The organism is Streptantibioticus cattleyicolor NRRL 8057 = DSM 46488, assembly GCF_000240165.1.
Lineage (GTDB): Bacteria > Actinomycetota > Actinomycetes > Streptomycetales > Streptomycetaceae > Streptantibioticus > Streptantibioticus cattleyicolor.
The window spans coordinates 1,030,210-1,048,224 of record NC_017586.1 but is presented as its reverse complement, the minus strand read 5'-3'; the positions used below and the strand labels follow the sequence as shown (position 1 = coordinate 1,048,224).

The 18,015-nt window shown below is 73.5% G+C and carries 22 protein-coding genes; 10 read left to right on the top strand and 12 right to left on the bottom strand.

What is annotated here, in order from left to right; genetic code table 11:
- The first annotated feature begins 14 nt into the window (after window positions 1–14).
- From cmk to der, 3 genes are read left to right on the top strand one after another with little or no spacing between them, the layout of a single operon-like run.
- A complete protein-coding gene (cmk, locus tag SCATT_RS04400; protein WP_014141728.1) occupies window positions 15–683 on the top strand; it encodes a (d)CMP kinase in 669 nt (222 codons plus the stop codon).
- Window positions 680–1,375: a lysophospholipid acyltransferase family protein gene (locus SCATT_RS04395; RefSeq protein WP_014141727.1), complete on the top strand. Its 696-nt coding sequence runs from the start codon at window positions 680–682 to the stop codon at window positions 1,373–1,375. Before cmk ends, SCATT_RS04395 begins: the two co-directional genes overlap by 4 nt.
- Before the next feature lie 57 nt (window positions 1,376–1,432).
- Window positions 1,433–2,890, top strand: a complete 1,458-nt coding sequence (gene der / locus SCATT_RS04390) for a ribosome biogenesis GTPase Der (protein ID WP_014141726.1) — start codon at window positions 1,433–1,435, stop codon at window positions 2,888–2,890.
- Between the two features lie 33 nt (window positions 2,891–2,923).
- Here der and SCATT_RS04385 read toward each other — a convergent pair whose 3' ends face one another.
- Window positions 2,924–3,268 (bottom strand): hypothetical protein, encoded by a 345-nt coding sequence (locus SCATT_RS04385; protein ID WP_014627488.1) that lies wholly within the window; start codon window positions 3,266–3,268, stop codon window positions 2,924–2,926.
- 202 nt (window positions 3,269–3,470) lie between these two features.
- Window positions 3,471–4,283, bottom strand: a complete 813-nt coding sequence (locus tag SCATT_RS04380) for a hypothetical protein (protein WP_014141724.1) — start codon at window positions 4,281–4,283, stop codon at window positions 3,471–3,473.
- A gap of 509 nt (window positions 4,284–4,792) precedes the next feature.
- On the opposite strand from SCATT_RS04380, the gene SCATT_RS04375 reads away from it, so the two are divergent.
- The gene (locus tag SCATT_RS04375; RefSeq protein ID WP_014141723.1) at window positions 4,793–5,476 is read left to right on the top strand and encodes a LysM peptidoglycan-binding domain-containing protein; all 684 of its coding nucleotides are present in this window, start codon (window positions 4,793–4,795) and stop codon (window positions 5,474–5,476) included.
- 107 nt (window positions 5,477–5,583) lie between these two features.
- Window positions 5,584–6,210, top strand: coding sequence for a LysM peptidoglycan-binding domain-containing protein (locus tag SCATT_RS04370; RefSeq protein WP_014141722.1), 627 nt, complete (start codon window positions 5,584–5,586; stop codon window positions 6,208–6,210).
- A gap of 18 nt (window positions 6,211–6,228) precedes the next feature.
- Here the strand turns inward: SCATT_RS04370 and SCATT_RS04365 are convergent, their stop codons facing one another.
- The 8 genes from SCATT_RS04365 to gvpO are packed head-to-tail and all read right to left on the bottom strand — an operon-like array spanning window position 6,229 to window position 9,527.
- Window positions 6,229–6,501, bottom strand: a complete 273-nt coding sequence (locus SCATT_RS04365; protein ID WP_014141721.1) for a gas vesicle protein K — start codon at window positions 6,499–6,501, stop codon at window positions 6,229–6,231.
- The gene (locus SCATT_RS04360) at window positions 6,498–6,701 is read right to left on the bottom strand and encodes a gas vesicle protein (RefSeq protein ID WP_014141720.1); all 204 of its coding nucleotides are present in this window, start codon (window positions 6,699–6,701) and stop codon (window positions 6,498–6,500) included. Before SCATT_RS04360 ends, SCATT_RS04365 begins: the two co-directional genes overlap by 4 nt.
- A complete protein-coding gene (locus SCATT_RS04355; protein WP_014141719.1) occupies window positions 6,698–7,471 on the bottom strand; it encodes a GvpL/GvpF family gas vesicle protein in 774 nt (257 codons plus the stop codon). Before SCATT_RS04355 ends, SCATT_RS04360 begins: the two co-directional genes overlap by 4 nt.
- Window positions 7,468–7,782: a gas vesicle protein gene (locus SCATT_RS04350; protein WP_014141718.1), complete on the bottom strand. Its 315-nt coding sequence runs from the start codon at window positions 7,780–7,782 to the stop codon at window positions 7,468–7,470. Before SCATT_RS04350 ends, SCATT_RS04355 begins: the two co-directional genes overlap by 4 nt.
- A 22-nt stretch (window positions 7,783–7,804) precedes the next feature.
- Window positions 7,805–8,044 (bottom strand): gas vesicle protein GvpG, encoded by a 240-nt coding sequence (locus tag SCATT_RS04345; protein ID WP_014141717.1) that lies wholly within the window; start codon window positions 8,042–8,044, stop codon window positions 7,805–7,807.
- Window positions 8,044–8,769 (bottom strand): GvpL/GvpF family gas vesicle protein, encoded by a 726-nt coding sequence (locus tag SCATT_RS04340; RefSeq protein WP_014141716.1) that lies wholly within the window; start codon window positions 8,767–8,769, stop codon window positions 8,044–8,046. The genes SCATT_RS04345 and SCATT_RS04340 overlap by 1 nt, the downstream gene beginning before the upstream one ends.
- Window positions 8,766–9,212 (bottom strand): gas vesicle structural protein GvpA, encoded by a 447-nt coding sequence (locus SCATT_RS04335; RefSeq protein ID WP_014141715.1) that lies wholly within the window; start codon window positions 9,210–9,212, stop codon window positions 8,766–8,768. The genes SCATT_RS04340 and SCATT_RS04335 overlap by 4 nt, the downstream gene beginning before the upstream one ends.
- Before the next feature lie 21 nt (window positions 9,213–9,233).
- Window positions 9,234–9,527, bottom strand: coding sequence for a gas vesicle protein GvpO (gene gvpO, locus SCATT_RS04330; protein ID WP_041824423.1), 294 nt, complete (start codon window positions 9,525–9,527; stop codon window positions 9,234–9,236).
- A gap of 137 nt (window positions 9,528–9,664) precedes the next feature.
- On the opposite strand from gvpO, the gene exaC reads away from it, so the two are divergent.
- The 3 genes from exaC to SCATT_RS04315 all read left to right on the top strand — a co-directional run bounded on the left by exaC (window position 9,665) and on the right by SCATT_RS04315 (window position 12,105).
- On the top strand, window positions 9,665–11,188 hold the full coding sequence (gene exaC / locus SCATT_RS04325) for an acetaldehyde dehydrogenase ExaC (RefSeq protein ID WP_014141713.1): 1,524 nt from the start codon (window positions 9,665–9,667) through the stop codon (window positions 11,186–11,188).
- Window positions 11,188–11,586 carry a DUF779 domain-containing protein gene (locus SCATT_RS04320; protein ID WP_014141712.1) on the top strand — a complete coding sequence of 133 codons (399 nt, stop codon included), beginning with the start codon at window positions 11,188–11,190 and terminating at the stop codon, window positions 11,584–11,586. The genes exaC and SCATT_RS04320 overlap by 1 nt, the downstream gene beginning before the upstream one ends.
- A gap of 303 nt (window positions 11,587–11,889) precedes the next feature.
- Entirely contained in the window at window positions 11,890–12,105 is a 216-nt protein-coding gene (locus tag SCATT_RS04315; protein WP_014141711.1) for a hypothetical protein, read from the top strand.
- Window positions 12,106–12,192: 87 nt separating this feature from the next.
- On the opposite strand, the gene SCATT_RS04310 is transcribed toward SCATT_RS04315, so the two are convergent.
- Window positions 12,193–13,200: a phosphatase PAP2 family protein gene (locus SCATT_RS04310; protein WP_014141710.1), complete on the bottom strand. Its 1,008-nt coding sequence runs from the start codon at window positions 13,198–13,200 to the stop codon at window positions 12,193–12,195.
- Window positions 13,201–13,765: 565 nt separating this feature from the next.
- Here SCATT_RS04310 and SCATT_RS04305 point away from each other — a divergent pair.
- Window positions 13,766–15,358, top strand: a complete 1,593-nt coding sequence (locus SCATT_RS04305) for an MFS transporter (protein WP_014141709.1) — start codon at window positions 13,766–13,768, stop codon at window positions 15,356–15,358.
- Window positions 15,359–15,444: 86 nt separating this feature from the next.
- Window positions 15,445–16,632, top strand: coding sequence for an acyl-CoA dehydrogenase family protein (locus SCATT_RS04300; RefSeq protein WP_014141708.1), 1,188 nt, complete (start codon window positions 15,445–15,447; stop codon window positions 16,630–16,632).
- A 48-nt stretch (window positions 16,633–16,680) separates the two neighbouring features.
- Here the strand turns inward: SCATT_RS04300 and SCATT_RS04295 are convergent, their stop codons facing one another.
- Window positions 16,681–17,127 (bottom strand): cell division protein SepF, encoded by a 447-nt coding sequence (locus SCATT_RS04295; protein ID WP_014141707.1) that lies wholly within the window; start codon window positions 17,125–17,127, stop codon window positions 16,681–16,683.
- Window positions 17,128–18,015 lie beyond the last annotated feature (888 nt).

Here is an 18,015-nt window from a genome sequence, read left to right as displayed (position 1 = left end):
CTGTGGAAACTCCGGTGATCGTCGCCATCGACGGCCCCTCCGGCACGGGCAAGTCGAGCACGTCGAAGGCGGTCGCCGCCAAGCTGGGGCTGGCCTACCTGGACACCGGCGCCCAGTACCGCGCGATGACCTGGTGGATGCTGAACAACGGGGTGGACGTCACCGACCCGGCCGAGGTCGCCCTCGCCGCCGGCAAGCCGCAGATCGTCTCCGGCACCGATCCGGCCGCCCCCGTCATCTCCGTGGACGGCCAGGACGTCTCCGCGCCCATCCGCACCCAGCAGGTCACCTCGGCGGTCTCCGCGGTCAGCGCGGTGCCCGAGGTACGCGGCCGGCTGGTCGAGCTGCAGCGCGCCGCGGCGGCCGGGGCCGCCCGGGGCATCGTGGTGGAGGGCCGGGACATCGGCACCACCGTGCTGCCCGACGCCACGCTCAAGATCTACCTCACCGCCTCCGAGGAGGCCCGCGCCGCCCGCCGCAACGGCGAGCTGAAGGGCAAGGAGGCCGTCGGCCTGGCGGCCACCCGCGAAGCGCTGGCCAAGCGCGACGCCGCCGACTCGGGACGCCGTACGTCGCCGCTGGCCAAGGCGGACGACGCGGTGGAGGTGGACACCACCGAACTCACCCTCGACCAGGTCGTCGAACGCATCGTCACCCTGATCGGGGAGAGGGCGGCCCGGTGACCCCGGCGGCTCCGGCGGGAGGCCGGGCGCCGGAGCAGGCGCCCTCCGCGCGGGGCGCCGCGATCGGCCGCCGGATCGGCATCGGCCTGATGAACGGCCTGTGGCGCCCGCGGGTGCTCGGCGCCTGGCGGCTCCCGGCGAGCGGACCGGTGATCCTGGCCGGCAACCACTCGCACAACGTGGACGGCCCGATGCTGATGGGCACCTGCCCGCGGCCGGTGCACTTCCTGGTGAAGCGGGAGGTGTTCGTCGGCCCGCTCGGCCGGTTCCTGCGGGCCATCGGCCAGGTGCCGGTGGACCGGGGGAGCACCGACCGGTCGGCGGTCATGGCGGCGCTGCGGGTGCTGGCCGACGGCGGGGTGCTTGGGATATTCCCCGAGGGCACCCGGTCCGGCGGCGGTGACTTCGCCGAACTGCGGTCCGGGCTGGCCTACTTCGCGGTACGCACCGGTGCCCCCGTGGTGCCGGTGGCGGTGCTCGGCAGTGCCCGGGCGGGCCGGCTGGTCCCGGCGCTGCCGCCGCTGCGCGGCCGGGTCGACGTGGTCTTCGGCGACCCGTTCGACGCGACCGGGACGGACGGCGGGCCCGGGGCCCGGCGCACCCGGGCGGCGCTGGACGCGGCCACCGCCCGCATCCAGGAGCGGCTCACCGCCCACCTGCGGGACGCCCGGCGGGCCACCGGGCGGCGTTGAACCAAGACCGGGTCTGCTTTCGAGGCCCCCACTGCTGACGGACGAGGAAACGACTTCATGGACCACGAGAACGAGTACGGCGAGCACGGCGCGCTCGGCGACGCCGAGTACGCCGAGTTCATGGAGCTCGCGGCGGAGGAGGGCTTCGACCTCGAGGACGTCGCGGGCGACGTCGCCGCGGCCGGCCACGGACCACTGCCGGTGCTGGCCGTCGTCGGCCGGCCCAATGTCGGCAAGTCGACATTGGTGAACCGGATCATCGGCCGCCGGGAGGCGGTCGTGGAGGACCGCCCCGGGGTCACCCGGGACCGGGTCACCTACGAGGCGGAGTGGAACGGCCGCCGCTTCAAGATCGTCGACACCGGCGGCTGGGAGCAGGACGTCCTCGGCATCGACGCCTCGGTCGCCGCCCAGGCCGAGTTCGCCATCGAGGCCGCCGACGCGGTGGTCCTCGTGGTGGACGCCACCGTCGGCGCCACCGACACCGACGAGGCCGTGGTCAAGCTGCTGCGCCGGGCCGGCAAGCCGGTGGTGCTCTGCGCCAACAAGGTGGACGGCCCCAGCGGCGAGGCCGACGCGGCCATGCTGTGGTCGCTGGGCGTCGGCGAGCCCTACCCGGTCTCCTCGCTGCACGGCCGCGGCACCGGCGATCTGCTCGACGCCATCCTGGAGGCGCTGCCGGAGGCGCCGGCGCAGGTCTTCGGCGCCGGCCTCGGCGGCCCGCGCCGGGTCGCGCTCCTCGGCCGCCCCAACGTCGGCAAGTCCTCGCTGCTCAACAAGGTGGCCGGCGAGGAGCGGGTGGTCGTCGACAAGCTGGCCGGCACCACCCGGGACCCGGTCGACGAGCTGATCGAACTCGGCGGCAAGACCTGGAAGTTCGTGGACACCGCGGGCATCCGGCGCCGGGTCCACCTCACCGAGGGCGCCGACTACTACGCCTCGCTGCGCACCGCGGCGGCGCTGGAGAAGGCCGAGGTGGCGGTGGTCCTGATCGACGCGAGCGAGACGCTGTCGGTGCAGGACACCCGGATCATCTCGATGGCCGTGGAGGCCGGCCGGGCCGTCGTGATCGCCTACAACAAGTGGGACCTGCTGGACGAGGAGCGCCGCTACTACCTGGAGCGGGAGATCGAGCAGGACCTGGTCCAGGTGCAGTGGGCGCCGCGGGTGAACGTCTCGGCGCAGACCGGCCGCCACATGGAGAAGCTGGTGCCGGCGATCGAGACCGCGCTGGCCGGCTGGGAGACCCGGGTGCCCACCGGGCGGCTCAACGCCTTCCTCGGCGAACTGGTGGCCGCCCATCCGCACCCGATCCGCGGCGGCAAGCAGCCGCGCATCCTCTTCGGCACCCAGGCGGGCACCCGGCCGCCGCGCTTCGTCCTCTTCGCCTCCGGCTTCCTGGAGGCCGGCTACCGGCGGTTCATCGAGCGCCGGCTGCGTGAGGAGTTCGGTTTCGAGGGCACCCCGATCCAGCTGTCGGTGCGGGTGCGCGAGAAGCGCGGTCGCAAGAAGTAACCGGTCACCGACCGGGCGGCCGGCCGTACGGACTCAGCGTCCGTGCGGCCGGTTGTCGTACGGGCCGGGAGGACCGCCGGAGGGCCCCGGCGGCAGCGCCGCGCGGACCATGCCGCGGTGGCGCGGGTGGTACGGCTGCGGGGGGACGGGCGGCGGGGGAGCGGGGCGGGGGCCGTACCGCTCCCAGGGCGTCCAGCTCTCGTAGCTGAAGTGTTCCTCACCGGTGCGGTCGCCGGGCAGGGCGCGGAAGAGCCTGCGGTACTCCGAGCAGAGCGCGTCGTAGATCGGCGTGCTGGAGCCGGTGACGGAGTCGTGCGGCGCCCGCATGGCAGGGATGTGGTGGCCGTGGTACGGCGAAGCGGCGTCATAGGTGTGCACGTAAGGGGCAACGAGCGTGACGCGTCCGGGATGCGGGCCGTTCGGGCGTATTGGCCGACTCCTTCCGGGTGGCCGGGATTGACGCCGTTGTTCCCGAATATGTATGCGGGTGCCGTACGCGGGTGCCGGGGCGTGCGGCGACCGCGGACCGGCGTCGGTCACGCCGGTGCCGCGGTCGCCCCGGGTGCGCGCCGGCCGCTGATCAGGTGCCGGCCAGCGGCATCCGGCCGCCGACCAGCAGCCCGTTGGCCGCCGCCTTGTCCAGCGCGGTACGCAGCAGGTCCTCGCGGGGCTGACGGCCGATGGTGCCGACCGGGGCGGCGTAGACGATGACCTCGTTGGTGCGGTTGACGGCGGCCCGCCACTCGTCGGTGACCGGCAACGGCTGGTGCGCCTGCCACCAGGCGACGGCGTTGGCGCTGTTGCTCCCGCCCTGGAGCACGGCGTGCAGCCGCCCCATGACCAGCAGCACCGACCAGCCCTCCAGCAGCGGCGGCGGCTCCTCCAGCGTGGTGACGGGCTGGAACCCCTCCTCGCCGAGCAGGTCGAGGAACTCGTCGTCGGCGGTGCTGCCGGGGCGTCCCACCGGGCTGGTCGGCTCCACCACGAGCGCCGGGCACGGGGCGCCCTGGCAGAGCACCAGGCCGCAGGTGATGCCGAGCACCGCCTGCCGGGGCACGTCCGGCCGCGCCGGGGCGGCCTCGTCGCCGGCCGGACCGGGGACGGCGACCGGACCCGCGGTCTCGGTGATGCTCCGGACGGCGCCCTGGAGCTGCTCCTCGGAGACCGGGACGACCTGCGAGGGGATGCAGCTCGCGTGTGCGAAGGCGAGCACCGCGGTCTCCTCGCCGACGAAGAGCACCGTGCTGGTGCGTTCCCTGGTGGTGTCACCGGGGGCGCGGCAGGAGGTGCAGTCGTACCGGCCGGGCGTGTTGTCGCCCGCCAGCAGGCGGTCGGCCTCCGTATCGCCGATCTCGGCGCGTACCTCGTCGCTGACATCGAGCATGGGCGGCACGGGATGACTCCTCGGTGGATGCGGACACTGCGGGCCCGGGGCTTCCGGGCTCGCAGTGACAACGGACGATCTGTGGCCGGGGTCACGCGCCGTCCGGTACCGGTTCGGCCGGTCGGACACGCTCGGTGACACCGGGGCCGAAACGCTGACGCTGCGTCGAGCGGGCAACCGGCCCTCCGCTTGTGAACGCGTGAAGAAATTCACAGGGAAGGCCCGGGTCGGGGTCGTAAATGGTGATAAAGGGTCGCCAACCGCCCGGCCGAACGGCCGATTTACCGCCGGTAACCCCCAACTGGCCTGGGCGGCAAGGGATTTGGTTGCCGACGACGGCGTCGGCTTCCTAGATTCGGCGGCCGTGTGCAGACAGCACCACCCGGGCAGTCCGCACGGGAGATGCACCCGCCTCGGCGGGCGCAGCGGACGGGCGGGACGAACGCCGGCGCACCAGGCGCCACGGCGGCCGTTCCGTCGGCAACAGGGGGAGCCCGGGTTCGCAGTGAAGGGGATTCATGTCCGGTCATCCGGAACGCCACGAGCAGAACGCGCCGGCCACCGCGAAGAAGCTGCGCCGCTCGGCGCGGGCCGCGGTCCTCGCCGGAGCGGCGGCCGTGGCACCGCTGGCCGCCCTCGGGGCAGCCGGCCAGGCCCACGCGGCCGACAGCGGGGTCTGGGACCGCATCGCCCAGTGCGAGAGCGGCGGCAACTGGCACATCAACACCGGCAACGGCTACTACGGCGGGCTCCAGTTCAGCGCCTCCACCTGGCGTGCCTACGGCGGCACCCGGTACGCGCCCACCGCCGACGGCGCCAGCCGGGAGCAGCAGATCGCCGTGGCCGCCAAGGTCCAGTCGGCGCAGGGCTGGGGCGCCTGGCCGGTCTGCTCCGGCCAGGCCGGGGCCTCCGGCAGCGCGCCCGGGGCCGCCGGCACCGAACTGAAGACCTACAAGCCGGTCACCACCACCCACCGCCACCACAACGCCCCGGTCTCCCGCGGCGAGCAGCCCGCGCGCCCGGCGCCCACCACCCACCGGTCGGCCGGCGGACACGGCGGCTACACGGTGGCCCCCGGCGACACCCTCAGCACCATCGCCGAGGCCCACGGCACCACCTGGCAGCGGCTCTACGCCGCCAACCGGCAGGTCATCGGGGGCGACCCCGACCTGATCATGCCCGGCCAGCGGCTGACCGTCTGACCGGCTGCGCCGAACGGGCCCCATCCGGTACGCCGACCGGGTGGGGCCCCGGGCCGTGTGGCGTGCCACGGTGCGGCCACGCCGGGTACGCGCCCTAGCGTGAGGCGATGCACCCACTTCGTACGACGAACACACAAGAGCCTGCCCGGGCCCAGGACGACCCGTCAGCGGGCCGGGCCCGTGCGGCGTGTGCGGTCGCGCTGCCGGTCACCGCGCTGGTCGCGGTGCTGGGCAGCGCGGGGGAGTCCCAAGCGGCAGTGCCCTCGGAGGTGTGGGAGACCATCGCGCAGTGCGAGAGCGGAGGCAACTGGCACGTCAACAACGGCAACGGCTACTACGGCGGACTCCAGTTCTACCAGGGCACCTGGGAGGCGGCCGGCGGCCTGGCCTACGCGCCACGGGCCGACCTGGCCACCCGGGAACAGCAGATCGCCGTCGCCGAACGGGTCGTGCGCGCCCAGGGGTGGCAGGCGTGGCCGCAGTGCGCCAAGGGCGTACGCCCCCCGGACGGTGACGACCCGCGCGGGCCGGAGGCCGCCGACCGTTCCTCCCACCGCGGCCCGGTGGGACGCTTCTACGTCGTCCAGTCCGGCGACACCCTCAGCGGCATCGCCGCCCGGTTCGGCGTCAAGGGCGGCTGGCCCGCGCTGTACCGGGCCAACCACCAGGCGGTCGGCTCCTCCCCGGACCGGCTGGCCCCCGGAGCCACCCTGGTGATCCCGTCCGGACGGTAGCCCGCCGCGCGGTGCCGGTCACCGCTCGGGCAGCAGCGGCCCCAACGGGCCCAGGTCCAGGTTGAGTTCCGCCGGGTCGATGCCGTGCCGGGCGCACAGCGCGTCCATGCGGTCCGCCAGGAGCATCAGGGTGAGCCCGATGCGTTCCTCCTGGTCCGCCGTGAGATCACCGGCATCGGCCCGGCGCACCGCCTGCCGTTCCATCAGCTGACGCAGCAACTCGACCACTGTCAGCACCAGTTTGACCAGATCACGTTCGACCGTGTCCGGTTCCAGGGACATCTGTGTCATGCCGGGCCTTCCATGCCGTCCATCAGGGCGCCCACCGAGCTGATCAGCGCGCGCAGTTCGATGCGCACCAGGTCCACGTCGGCGATCCGCAGGGTCAGGTCGCCGCTGAGCACGACCCCGCCGGCCAGCAGCCGGTCGAGCAGGTCGACCAGGGCGATCCGCCGCTCGGCGAAGGGCTCCGGGGGCGCGGCCGACGTCATGAGGTGACGAAGGAGTACGGCGCCCACGGGCCGGTCAGCTCCAGCCGGGCCGCGTCCGTGGAGGCGTCCAGCGCCCGTACCCGCGCCGCGAAGCCGCTCGCCTCGGCGGAGGGCACCAGGTAGGACGCGTTGAGCACGTTGGGGTCGCGCTCCCCGGAGAGCCGGGCGTCCTGCGGGCGGTGCAGCCGGGACGCCTCGGCGTACCCGTGCAGCGCCTCGTGGACCTGCCGCGCCACCTCGTGGGCGCGCCCCATGCCGTCCTCCCGGACCCGCCGGGCCTGGCTGCGGCGGCGCAGGTACTCCCGGCCGGCACCGGGTCCGGCCGGCACCGGGGCGGCGGGCTCGGCCGGGCGGGCGGCCGGCTGCTCCGGCGGCACCGTCGCGTACGCCTTCACCCCCCACTCCACCCGGCCCTCCACCCGGTCCAGCGACTCGGCGAACCGCTCCCGGTCGGCGGCGAGCATCCGCCGTACCCCCTCCTCGTCCCGGTAGACGGTGGCCAGCCGCAGCGGCAGCACCGGGCCGGGGAAGGCGGCGGCGTCCACCACGCGCTGGTGGGCCCGGGCGGTCTCCTCCAGCCACCCCAGGTCCTCCAGCCGGGACCGCAGCGCCGACTCCTCGAACTCCTCGGCGGGCACCGGGCTGACCAGCGCGGCCAGCTCCTCGTGGCACACCAGGCGCACCGGCCGGCCGGCCACCCCGCGCAGCCCCGGCGCCGGCGGCTCGGCACCGGCGCGCACCGCGCCGTAGGCGTACAGCAGCTCGCTCACCGCGTCCCCTCCGTCTCCAGCGCCGCCAGGCGGGCGCGCAACTCGGCGTTCTCCCGGGCCAGTTCGCGGTCGCCGGCCGCCGAGGAGAGTTCCGGATCGCGCTCCCACCAGTCGATGCCCATCTCCTTGGCCTTGTCGACCGAGGCGACCACCAACCGCAGTTTGATGGTGAGTAGTTCGATGTCGAGCAGGTTGATCCGGATGTCCCCGGCGATCACCACGCCCTTGTCCAGCACCCGTTCGAGGATGTCGGCGAGGTTCTGCCCCGCGGGGTCGGCCGGGGCGTAGGGCTCCGGCAGCCGGGCGGTCATCGTCTCCCCTTCCGCATGGTCCTCAACTCCGCCGCCGCTGGGCCTCGGCCAGCCGCTCCAGCAGCGCGTCCTCGGCGGCGTCGAAGGCGTCCGCGTCGAGCTCGCCGGCGTCCAGCCGCTCGGCCAGCGCGGCCAGTTCGGCGCGGATCACCTCCGGGTCGTAGTAACGGCGCTCCGCCTCGGCCACCACCTGCCGCAGCACCCACGCGGTACCGCGCACCGGCGCCGCCGGCAGCGTCAGCACCGCCGTCAGCAGCCCCATCAGGCCGCCCCGGAACGCGGTTCGACGAAGCTGTACGGGGGCAGCGGTCCGGTCACCTTCAGCCGCAGCCGGGGCCGGTCGGCCTGGATCCGGTCGAGCGCGGCCGACAGCGGACCGGTGACCTCCCGGCCGGCCAGCAGCGACAGACCGGCCGGCCAGCCGTCGACGGCCACCACGTCCTCGCCCAGCGGCGCCAGCTCACCGCGCAGGTACTCCGCGTCCCGCGCCCGCCGTTCCTCCACCGCCCGGGCCACCAGCTCACCCAGGCGCAGCCGGTCCTGGTAACTGCCGCCGCCGGCCGCGCGGTTGGCGGCGTTGCGTTCCCGTACCGCCGGGTCCTCGCGCAGGATGTCCCGCAGCAGCGCGTCCTCGTCGTGCTCGGCCTTGACGTGGTACTCGGACCTGCCGTCCAGCGCCGCCAGCCGCTCGCGGTAGTGGTCGGCGCGGTCGGCCAGCACGCCGCGCAGCGTCTCCTCGTCCTGGCTGAGGCTGCCGAACCGCAGCGGCAGCACCGGGCCGCACTCGGCGGCCCGGGTCAGCACCCGCTGGTGGGCCACCAGGTCGCGGCGCTTGGCCCGGGGCGCCTCGGCGCACTCCGACACCAGCGCCACCAGCCCGGCGTGCTCCACGGTGCGCACCGGGCGCGGCGGGTCACCGATGCCGGTCACCTCTTCCGGCAGCACCTCGCCGCCGGCCCGGGCGATGCCGTACACGTAGGCGGTCACCGCTCCTCCTCCGCTTCCTCCTTACGGCGGGTGCCGCCGCGCCGGGACGTCTGCTTGCTCTCGCCCTGGACGCCGTCGCGCACCTGGTGGAAGGCGTCGGCGACGGACTGCGCGGCCCCGGAGAGCGCGCCCTTGGCCTTGCCCTGGGCACCGGATTCGGTCAACTCGCCGACCACCTGCGGCAGCCCGGGGTCCTTGTGCGGACCCGATTCCAGGTCGAGCCGGTTGCACGCCTCCGCGAACCGCAGGTACGTGTCCACCCCGGCGACCACCACCCGCACGTCGATCTTCAGGATCTCGATGCCGACCAGCGACACCCGTACGAAGGCGTCGATCACCAGTCCGCGGTCGAGGATGAGTTCCAGGACGTCGTACAGGCCGCTGCTGCCACCACCGCCTCCGGACGTCGCCGGTAGCGTCGTGGTCGGTGCCACGGTCGTCATCTGCCTCTCCTTCCGGGTCGGTCAGGCGCGGTCGGCCCGGCCGCGCTCGTAGCGGCGCACCCGCCGGTATCCGGTCAGCCGTCCCCGTTCGTCGAGCGTCACCTGGTAGCCGGCCATCAGGCTCACCGTGTCGGGAACCCGGGCCACCTCGACCACCTCCACCTCCAGCGCCCAGCCCTCCTCGGTCCGGGTGAAGCAGGAGACGGACTCGGCGTTCAGGCCGGTCAGCTCGGTGAACTCGGCGCGGGCCGAACGCAGTACGTCCGCCGGGGACGGGCCGTCGTCCGCGCCTTGCTGTCGTCGGTTCGTCGTCATCAGCACCTCGCCCCCATCGGGTACCGCGAGCCGCGGTGGCCAAACCCGGGTACGGACCATGGCCGGGAACGCGGTCCCGCAGTAGCGTGCGTCACATCCGGCAAATGCCCCCGGAACGCCGACCAGGAGGCTGTGGCATGACGGTTCATCAGGCACCCGGAACCCCCGGCAGCGTGATCTCGCTGCGTCCCCGTTACGACAACTGGATCGGCGGTGACTGGAAAGCCCCCGCCGAAGGGCGCTACTTCGCCAACCCCACCCCGGTCACCGGGGAGGAGTACACCGAGATCGCCCGCTCCACCGCCGCCGACATCGACCTGGCGCTGGACGCCGCGCACGCCGCCGCGCCGGCCTGGGGACGCACCGCCCCGGCCGAACGCGCCGCCGTCCTGGGCCGGATCGCCGACCGCATCGAGCAGCACCTGACCGAACTGGCCGTCGCCGAGGTGTGGGACAACGGCAAGCCGATCCGCGAGGCGCTCGCCGCCGACCTGCCGCTGGCGGTGGACCACTTCCGCTACTTCGCCGGCGTGCTGCGCGCCCAGGAGGGCTCCATCTCGCAGCTCGACGAGGACACGGTGGCGTACCACTTCCACGAACCGCTGGGCGTGGTGGGCCAGATCATCCCGTGGAACTTCCCGCTGCTGATGGCGGTCTGGAAGCTGGCCCCGGCGCTGGCGGCCGGCAACGCGGTGGTCCTCAAGCCCGCCGAGCAGACCCCGGTCTCCATCCTGGTCCTGATGGAGCTGATCGCCGACATCCTGCCGCCCGGCGTGATCAACGTGGTCAACGGCTTCGGCATCGAGGCCGGCAAGCCGCTGGCGATCAACCCCCGGATCGCCAAGGTGGCGTTCACCGGGGAGACCACCACCGGCCGGCTGATCATGCAGTACGCCAGCCAGAACCTCATCCCGGTGACGCTGGAACTCGGCGGCAAGAGCCCCAACCTGTTCTTCGAGGACGTCGCCGCCGCGCGGGACGACTTCTACGACAAGGCGCTCGAAGGGTTCACCATGTTCGCCCTCAACCAGGGCGAGGTGTGCACCTGCCCGTCCCGGGCGCTGATCGCCGGCGGGATCTACGACGGCTTCCTCGGCGACGCCCTGGAACGCACCCGGGCCGTCAAGCAGGGCAACCCGCTGGACACCGAGACCATGATCGGCGCCCAGGCCAGCAACGACCAGCTGGAGAAGATCCTGTCCTACATCGACATCGGCACCGCCGAGGGGGCCAAGGTGCTCACCGGCGGCGAACGGGTCGACCTCGGCGGCTCCCTGTCCGGCGGCTACTACGTGGCCCCGACCATCTTCGAGGGGGACAACCGGATGCGGATCTTCCAGGAGGAGATCTTCGGCCCGGTCGTCTCGGTGACCCGCTTCGACGGCTACGACGACGCGATCTCCATCGCCAACGACACCCTCTACGGCCTCGGCGCCGGGGTGTGGACCCGCGACCTGTCCACCGCCTACCGGGCCGGCCGCGCCATCCAGGCCGGCCGGGTGTGGACCAACTGCTACCACGCCTACCCCGCGCACGCGGCCTTCGGCGGCTACAAGAACTCCGGCATCGGCCGGGAGACCCACAAGATGATGCTCGACCACTACCAGCAGACCAAGAACCTGCTGATCTCCTACTCGGCCAAGGGCCCGGGGCTGTTCTGATGGACACCGCGGGCGCCGCGCGGGTCGGGGTGACCGAGGAGGCGGCACGGTTGCTGCGCAGCCTCGCGGAGGCCCACGGGCCGCTGATGTTCCACCAGTCGGGCGGCTGCTGCGACGGCAGCTCGCCCATGTGCTACCCGGCCGGGGAGTTCCTCACCGGCGAGTCCGACGTGCACCTCGGGGACCTGCCGGTGCCGGGGATCGAACCGGTGCCGGTGTGGATGGCGCGGGACCAGTTCGCGTACTGGAGCCACACCCATCTCACCATCGACGTGGTCCCCGGCCGGGGCAGCGGTTTCTCCCTGGAGGCGCCCACCGGCCGGCGCTTCCTGATCCGCTCCCGGCTGCTGACCGATGAGGAACTGGCCGCTCTGGGCGAGGAACGATCCCGTCCCTGAGCGCCGTCGGCGGCGGGTGTTCCGGGCGGTTCCGTGCCCTTGCGGAAAGGCAAGCGGAATCGCCCGGAGCGCCTTTCCGGATGCTTATCCGCCGACGCCGGAATTGACATCGGCGATGCCCGGGAGGGAATTCCGGAAGGCAACCGTGAATGGCCTTCCGGGCGCCGCCGTCCTTCCCCGGACGAGTGAATGGCCTCGGTAAACCCCGCGCCGCGGACTGTGACACAAGTGTGACGCGACTGTGGGAACTTCCCCGGCCCGGCCGCCTTCCGGGGCGGCGGGCGGGGACGTACGGTGGCCGCCATGGCACACCCACCGTCCCCGCCCCCCGCCCCCCGGGACGACGCCGGCGCCTACGTCGGGCTCACCGAGGAACAGGCCCGCGCCCGCGCCGCGGAACACGGCTGGCGCACCGTCCGCACCCTGCCGCCGGACGCCGTGGTCACCATGGAGTTCGTCGCCGGCCGGATCAACCTGACCGTGGTGGACGGGGTGGTCACCCGCTGCTGGCACGGCTGACCGCGACACCGTCCGGACAACGCGACGGGGCCCGCGGGAGCTGGTGCGTACCGTCTCCCGCGGGCCCCGCCCGCCGTTCTTCCCGGCTCAGCCCACCGGGCCCCGTCCGCGTACCGCCGTCTCCACCGCTGGTCCCTGACGCGGCCGGCGGACCGCCGGGGCGGCCGGCCGGTCGTAGCGCGGGTGGCCGCCGCGGACCACCGGGTGGCGCACCGCGTGCGGGGCCGGCGGCCGGCCGTACGCCCCCGCGCCCACCGTCTGCGGTACCCGCGTGGTGTCGTCGGCGGGGGAGCGCGGCGCCACCACACCCGGACGCGCCGCGATCGGGGGCGCCCCCGCGGGGCGGGCCCAGGCCGCCGAGCGCAGCCACCCCCACAGCGCCGCGAGCCACGCCTCGGCCCGCGCCACCAGCGGCTCCACCCACGGCATCGCCAGCAGCACCAGCAGCCCGGCGCACCAGCCGCTGAGCACATCGCTGACCCAGTGGGTGCCCAGGTAGATGGTGGTCATCCCGACGCCCAGCGACAGCATCGCGCTGAGCACCGACAGCACCCGGCGGGCCCGCGGCGTGGTGGCCAGATAGGCGAGGATGCCCCAGGTCACCACGGCGTTGGCGGTGTGCCCGGAGGGGAATATGTCGCCGTCGCGGAAGAGTTCGGCCGATCCGATGGTGGTGGCGTAGTGCGGACCGAGCCGTCCCACCCCGTACTTGACCGCGCCCACCGTCGCGTTGAGCATCAGCAGCGCCGCGCCCAGCACCAGCAGCGGGCGCAGCGAACGCTGCCGCCAGGCACGCCAGCCCAGCCAGGCGGCGACCGCCACCGCGGTCGGCCCGCGCTGCCCCAGCACCACGAAGTAGTCCAGGAACGTGTGGATCTGCGGCCACTGCTTGTACGGGCGGAACAGCATCACCTGCCAGTCCAGCCCGACCAGCTTCGAGGTCACCAGCACGGCGACGACTATCCCCGCGTAGGCCACCAGCGTGGTGCCGAACAGCACAAGGCGTGTTCGGCTCATCCGCGGGACCTCGCGGTCGCTCGGCCGCTCCTGCTCTCGCTCCCGCTTCAAGGGGGCGGCGATTCGGTCGGTACGCACTCAAACGACGTTACAGCGTGTGACAGGTTGGTTCGGCCGGACCGAGCGCTTTGTGATGACGATGTGATGTGGCAACAGTCACCCCGTGTCATCTGGCTCACATTTTCCGACTTGCCGGCCGGGCGGTCGGCGGCCCTGGTATTCACCGCGTGGTGGGCGCACCGGAATTCCGTCCGCGCAATTCCCGGTAATCCCAAGGGGATAGGGGCCGGGGGACCGGACCGGGCGGTGCGGACGGCCGGCCGCGGACCGGGGGCGCGGGGCGGGCGGCGTTCCCCGTTCCAAGATCGAATTCTGCCCCGCCGGTCCACCGGCGCCCGCCCCCGCCGCCCCGCGGGCCCGGGACACGCCGGGGAATGTGATGAACGCCATGTACCGGATGGACCTCATAAATCACCCGGAACGCCGGGCGGGCCGGACCCCGCCCGGTCCGACTCGCGTACGCTGGCGGCTCACTCACTTGCCCGCACCGCACCGGGGGGAATCCGGCGCCTGGGCCGCCGCCCGCCCGGGTCGCGGGCGGGCTCGTACGACCTGTGGAGGTGCATGGATGACGGGGACGACCATGGCCGGCACTTCGGAGCAGGCCGCCGTCCCGCCCGGCGGGCGGTCCGACCGGGCCGGCGCGCGCCACCCGGCGAACCGCTGGACGGTCCTGGTCATTCTCTGCGTGAGCCTGCTGCTGGTGGCGCTCGACTCCACGGTGCTCCACGTCGCCGTCCCCTCGCTCACCGAGGACCTGCGGCCCGGGCCGATCGAACTGCTGTGGATCGTCGACGCCTACCCGCTGGCCGCGGCCTCCCTGCTGATCCTCTTCGGCACCCTCGGCGACCGGGTCGGCCGCCGCCGGGTGCTGCTGCTCGGCTACGCGCTCTTCGCCGCCGCCTCCGGGCTGGCCGCGCTGGCCACCTCGCCCGCGGTGCTCATCGCCGCCCGCGCGCTGCTCGGCGTCGGCGGCGCGATGATCATGCCCGCCACCCTCTCCGTGCTGCGCCAGGTCTTCCCCGACCGCAAGGAACGCGCGGTGGCCATCGGGGTGTGGAGCGCGGTGGCCGCGGTGGGCGCCGCCGTCGGCCCGGTGCTCGGCGGCTTCCTGCTGGAACACTTCTGGTGGGGCTCGGTCTTCCTGGTCAACATCCCGCTGATGGCGGTGATCTGGCCGGTCGCCCGGCTGCTGCTGCCGGAGTCCACCGGCGACCGGGACGGTCCGTGGGACCTGCTCGGCGCGGGGCTGGCCGCCCTCGGCATCCTCGGGGTGATCCTCGGCGTCAAGCGGCTCGGCGGCGGGGACGGGTTCACCGACCCCGCGGCGCTCACCGCGCTCGCCGCCGGGGTGGTGCTGCTGTGGCTCTTCGTACGCCGCCAGCGCCGGCTGCGCCATCCGCTGATCGACATGTCGATGTTCGGCCGGGCGGCGTTCGGCACCTCGGTGGGGTGCATCGTGCTGGCCATGCTCGCCCTGGTCGGCCTGGAACTGGTCGCGGTGCAGTACCTCCAACTGGTGCTCCACCTCAGCCCGGTCGCGGCCGGGCTGCGGCTGCTGCCGCTCACCTTCGCCGCGATGGCCGCCGGTCTGACCGGCTCGCGCATACTCCACCGCGTCGGGCCGCGCGCGATGGTCTGCGGTGGCTTCGTGCTCACCGCCTGCGCCGTGCTCGCGCTCACCGCGATGGGCGCCACCGACCGGCCCTGGCTGCTCACCGGCGGCTTCGTACTGCTCGGCTTCGGCCTGGAGACCACGCTCTTCGGCGCCTACGAGTCCATGCTCAGCGAGGCCCCGCCGGACCGGGCCGGCGGCGCCGCCGCGATCGGCGAGACCTCCTACCAACTCGGCGCCGGGATGGGCATCGCCCTGCTCGGCAGCGTGATGAACGCCGCCTACGAACCGGGGGTGCGCCGGGTGCCCGGGGTGCCGGAGTACGCCGCCGACCAGGCCACCCACTCGCTCGGCGAGGCCTACGACGTGGCCGGCCGGCTCGGTGGTCCGGCCGGCCAGACGCTGCGCGCCGCTGCCCGCTCCGCCTTCGTGCACGGCCTCCACGTCACCCTCGCGGTCAGCGCCGGGCTGCTGCTGATCGGCGCGCTGGCCGCGCTGTGCCTGCCGCGCGGGATGGACACCGCCCGGGCCGCCGCCGCGCGTGACGCGGTTCACGGCTGACCGGCGGGGGCTTTACGCGGCCCGGGGCCGCCCGTAGCGTCGAGCGCGCCAGCGAAGATCGTCTCGGTGCACCCCGGAGGTCCGCCATGAAGGGCAGCACGCTGCCGCCGTTCGACCCGTCCGACCCGATCGGCCTGGACGACCTGCTCGCCCCCGAGGACCTCGCGGTGCGCGACACGGTACGCCGCTGGGCCGCCGACCGGGTGCTGCCGCACATCGCCCAGTGGTACGAGGCCGGGGAGCTGCCCGGGATCCGGGAACTCGCCCAGGAACTGGGGCGTATCGGGGCATTGGGGATGTCGCTGACCGGGTACGGCTGCGCCGGCGCCACCGCCGTCCAGTACGGCCTGGCCTGCCTGGAGCTGGAGGCCGCCGACTCCGGGATCCGCTCCCTGGTCTCCGTGCAGGGCTCGCTGGCGATGTACGCCATCCACCGGTTCGGCTCCGAGGAGCAGAAGCGCGAGTGGCTGCCGCGGATGGCGGCCGGCGAGGTGATCGGCTGCTTCGGCCTGACCGAGCCCGACCACGGCTCGGACCCGGCCGCGATGACCACCCGGGCCGAACGGGACGGCACCGACTGGGTGCTCACCGGCCGCAAGATGTGGATCACCAACGGCTCGGTGGCCGGGGTGGCGGTGGTCTGGGCCCGCACCGACGAGGGCATCCGCGGCTTCGTCGTCCCCACCGACGCCCCCGGCTTCTCGGCGCCGGAGATCAAGCACAAGTGGAGCCTGCGCGCCTCGGTCACCAGCGAACTGGTCCTGGACGGGGTACGGCTGCCGGCCGACGCCGTCCTCCCGGAGGTCACCGGGCTGCGCGGACCGCTCAGCTGCCTGAGCCACGCGCGGTACGGCATCGTGTGGGGCGCGATGGGGGCCGCCCGCAGCAGTTTCGAGGCGGCCCTGGAGTACGCCGTCAGCCGCGAGCAGTTCGGCAAGCCGCTGGCCGGCTTCCAGCTCACCCAGGCCAAGCTCGCCGACATGGCGGTCGAACTCCACAAGGGCGTCCTGCTCGCCCACCACCTCGGCCGCCGGATGGACGCCGGAACGCTCCGCCCGGAGCAGATCAGCTTCGGCAAGCTCAACAACGTCCGCGAGGCGATCGACATCTGCCGCACCGCCCGCACCATCCTGGGCGCCAACGGCATCTCGCTGGAATACCCCGTCATGCGGCACGCCACCAACCTGGAGAGCGTGCTCACCTACGAGGGCACGGTGGAGATGCACCAGCTCGTCCTCGGCAAGGCGCTCACCGGGGTGGACGCCTTCCGCTGACGGCCGCGGGGCCGCCGCCGACCGGGGGTCCGCACCCCCGGGCGGCGGTCAGCTCTGGTTGAAGAACCCGTCCGCCGAACGCCCCGCCGCCTCCGCGCTGACCACCAGGTAGTCGGCGGGCGTCAGCAGGAAGACCCGGTTGGCCACCCGTTCGATGGATCCGCGCAGCCCGAAGGTGAGCCCGGCGGCGAAGTCGACCACCCGCTTGGCGTCGGCCGGTTCCATCGCCGTGAGGTTGACGATCACCGGGATGCCGTCCCGGAACAGCTCGCCGAGGCCCCGCGCGTCCCGGAAGCCGTCCGGGGTGACGGTGGCGATCCGCCGCCCCTGCTGCTCCGCCGTCTCCCCGGCCACCTGCACCCGTGGATCGGTCACCCAGGCTTCGGTGGTCTGCGGGGCCTCGGGGTAGTCCGTGTACTCCTCGTCGTAGTAACGCTCGTCCCCGCCCTCGTCGACGAGCCCCAGCCAGGCGCTGGCCCTTCGCACCGAACCCATGGACGCCTCCTTAACGCTGCGGTCCGTACCGTCCGCCCCCCTATCGTCGTCCATGATGCGGAGGAAGCGCCAAGTGGAAATGGACCGGACCGGGGATTCGTGACGCTACTGGTGCACGACCGGCATGGCGCTGCGTCAGGGGACGCGGTGCACAAGGAAGCTGACGGGGCGCTGGAAATCCTGTCACGCCCGGCGCACGGGAGAGTGAAGGGGCGCGTCCGGACGGCCCACGCCCCCAATCTCCTCACCCCTCCGTCACCGCACCGCACCCTCCGTTCACCCGCCGCCCGAGCGCCCGTCGCCTGCCCCGCCCCCGGTCGGCGAAACACCCGAACGAGGGGGCGGCGGTCGCGGCGAGGTCGACCGGGAGCATGACGGACGCCGAGTTGATCCACGGTGCGGCGCCGGCGCCGGCGGCGCGGGGCGGGCCGAAGTACGGCTGGTGTCGTGAGGACGGCTGTACGGGGTGCGACTGCCGCACGCGCTCGTGCGAGTGCTGCCAGGGCGGGCGCGGCGGGAACTGCTGACACGGTGTGAAGGCGGGAAGGCCGAAGGAGGAACGGTAGCCGCGGCTGACCGGGGGAGAGGCGCCCGGACGTGGTCGGATCAAGGGGAGAACGGGCCGTCTGCGCGGCCGGCTACCGGATCAACGACAACACGAGGACGACCACACCCGACCGAAGTCGATGTGGCCGCGGGTGACCAACTCCTGCGAGCGCATGAGCACAGTTGAGCAGTCCAACGCGGACACGTCAACCATGATGAGACGCGGTGACCACCTGCTGGACAGGGTTGACAACCGGCGGCGCCGTCGGCATAGCCTCGGGGCGGGGCCTGGTCGGGCCCTGGCCGCGTTGAGGGGCGCGGCCGTGTGAAGGCGATTTCCGT

Bases quoted from the DNA above. Each gene is read 5' to 3' on its own strand.
- der (WP_014141726.1), top strand. From the start codon at position 1,433: ATGGACCACGAGAACGAGTACGGCGAGCACGGCGCGCTCGGCGACGCC.
- SCATT_RS04375 (WP_014141723.1), top strand. From the start codon at position 4,793: ATGTCCGGTCATCCGGAACGCCACGAGCAGAACGCGCCGGCCACCGCG.
- SCATT_RS04370 (WP_014141722.1), top strand. From the start codon at position 5,584: ATGCACCCACTTCGTACGACGAACACACAAGAGCCTGCCCGGGCCCAG.
- SCATT_RS04365 (WP_014141721.1), bottom strand. From the start codon at position 6,501: ATGACACAGATGTCCCTGGAACCGGACACGGTCGAACGTGATCTGGTC.
- SCATT_RS04360 (WP_014141720.1), bottom strand. From the start codon at position 6,701: ATGACGTCGGCCGCGCCCCCGGAGCCCTTCGCCGAGCGGCGGATCGCC.
- SCATT_RS04350 (WP_014141718.1), bottom strand. From the start codon at position 7,782: ATGACCGCCCGGCTGCCGGAGCCCTACGCCCCGGCCGACCCCGCGGGG.
- SCATT_RS04345 (WP_014141717.1), bottom strand. From the start codon at position 8,044: ATGGGGCTGCTGACGGCGGTGCTGACGCTGCCGGCGGCGCCGGTGCGC.
- SCATT_RS04335 (WP_014141715.1), bottom strand. From the start codon at position 9,212: ATGACGACCGTGGCACCGACCACGACGCTACCGGCGACGTCCGGAGGC.
- gvpO (WP_041824423.1), bottom strand. From the start codon at position 9,527: ATGACGACGAACCGACGACAGCAAGGCGCGGACGACGGCCCGTCCCCG.
- exaC (WP_014141713.1), top strand. From the start codon at position 9,665: ATGACGGTTCATCAGGCACCCGGAACCCCCGGCAGCGTGATCTCGCTG.
- SCATT_RS04320 (WP_014141712.1), top strand. From the start codon at position 11,188: ATGGACACCGCGGGCGCCGCGCGGGTCGGGGTGACCGAGGAGGCGGCA.
- SCATT_RS04315 (WP_014141711.1), top strand. From the start codon at position 11,890: ATGGCACACCCACCGTCCCCGCCCCCCGCCCCCCGGGACGACGCCGGC.
- SCATT_RS04305 (WP_014141709.1), top strand. From the start codon at position 13,766: ATGGCCGGCACTTCGGAGCAGGCCGCCGTCCCGCCCGGCGGGCGGTCC.
- SCATT_RS04300 (WP_014141708.1), top strand. From the start codon at position 15,445: ATGAAGGGCAGCACGCTGCCGCCGTTCGACCCGTCCGACCCGATCGGC.
- SCATT_RS04295 (WP_014141707.1), bottom strand. From the start codon at position 17,127: ATGGGTTCGGTGCGAAGGGCCAGCGCCTGGCTGGGGCTCGTCGACGAG.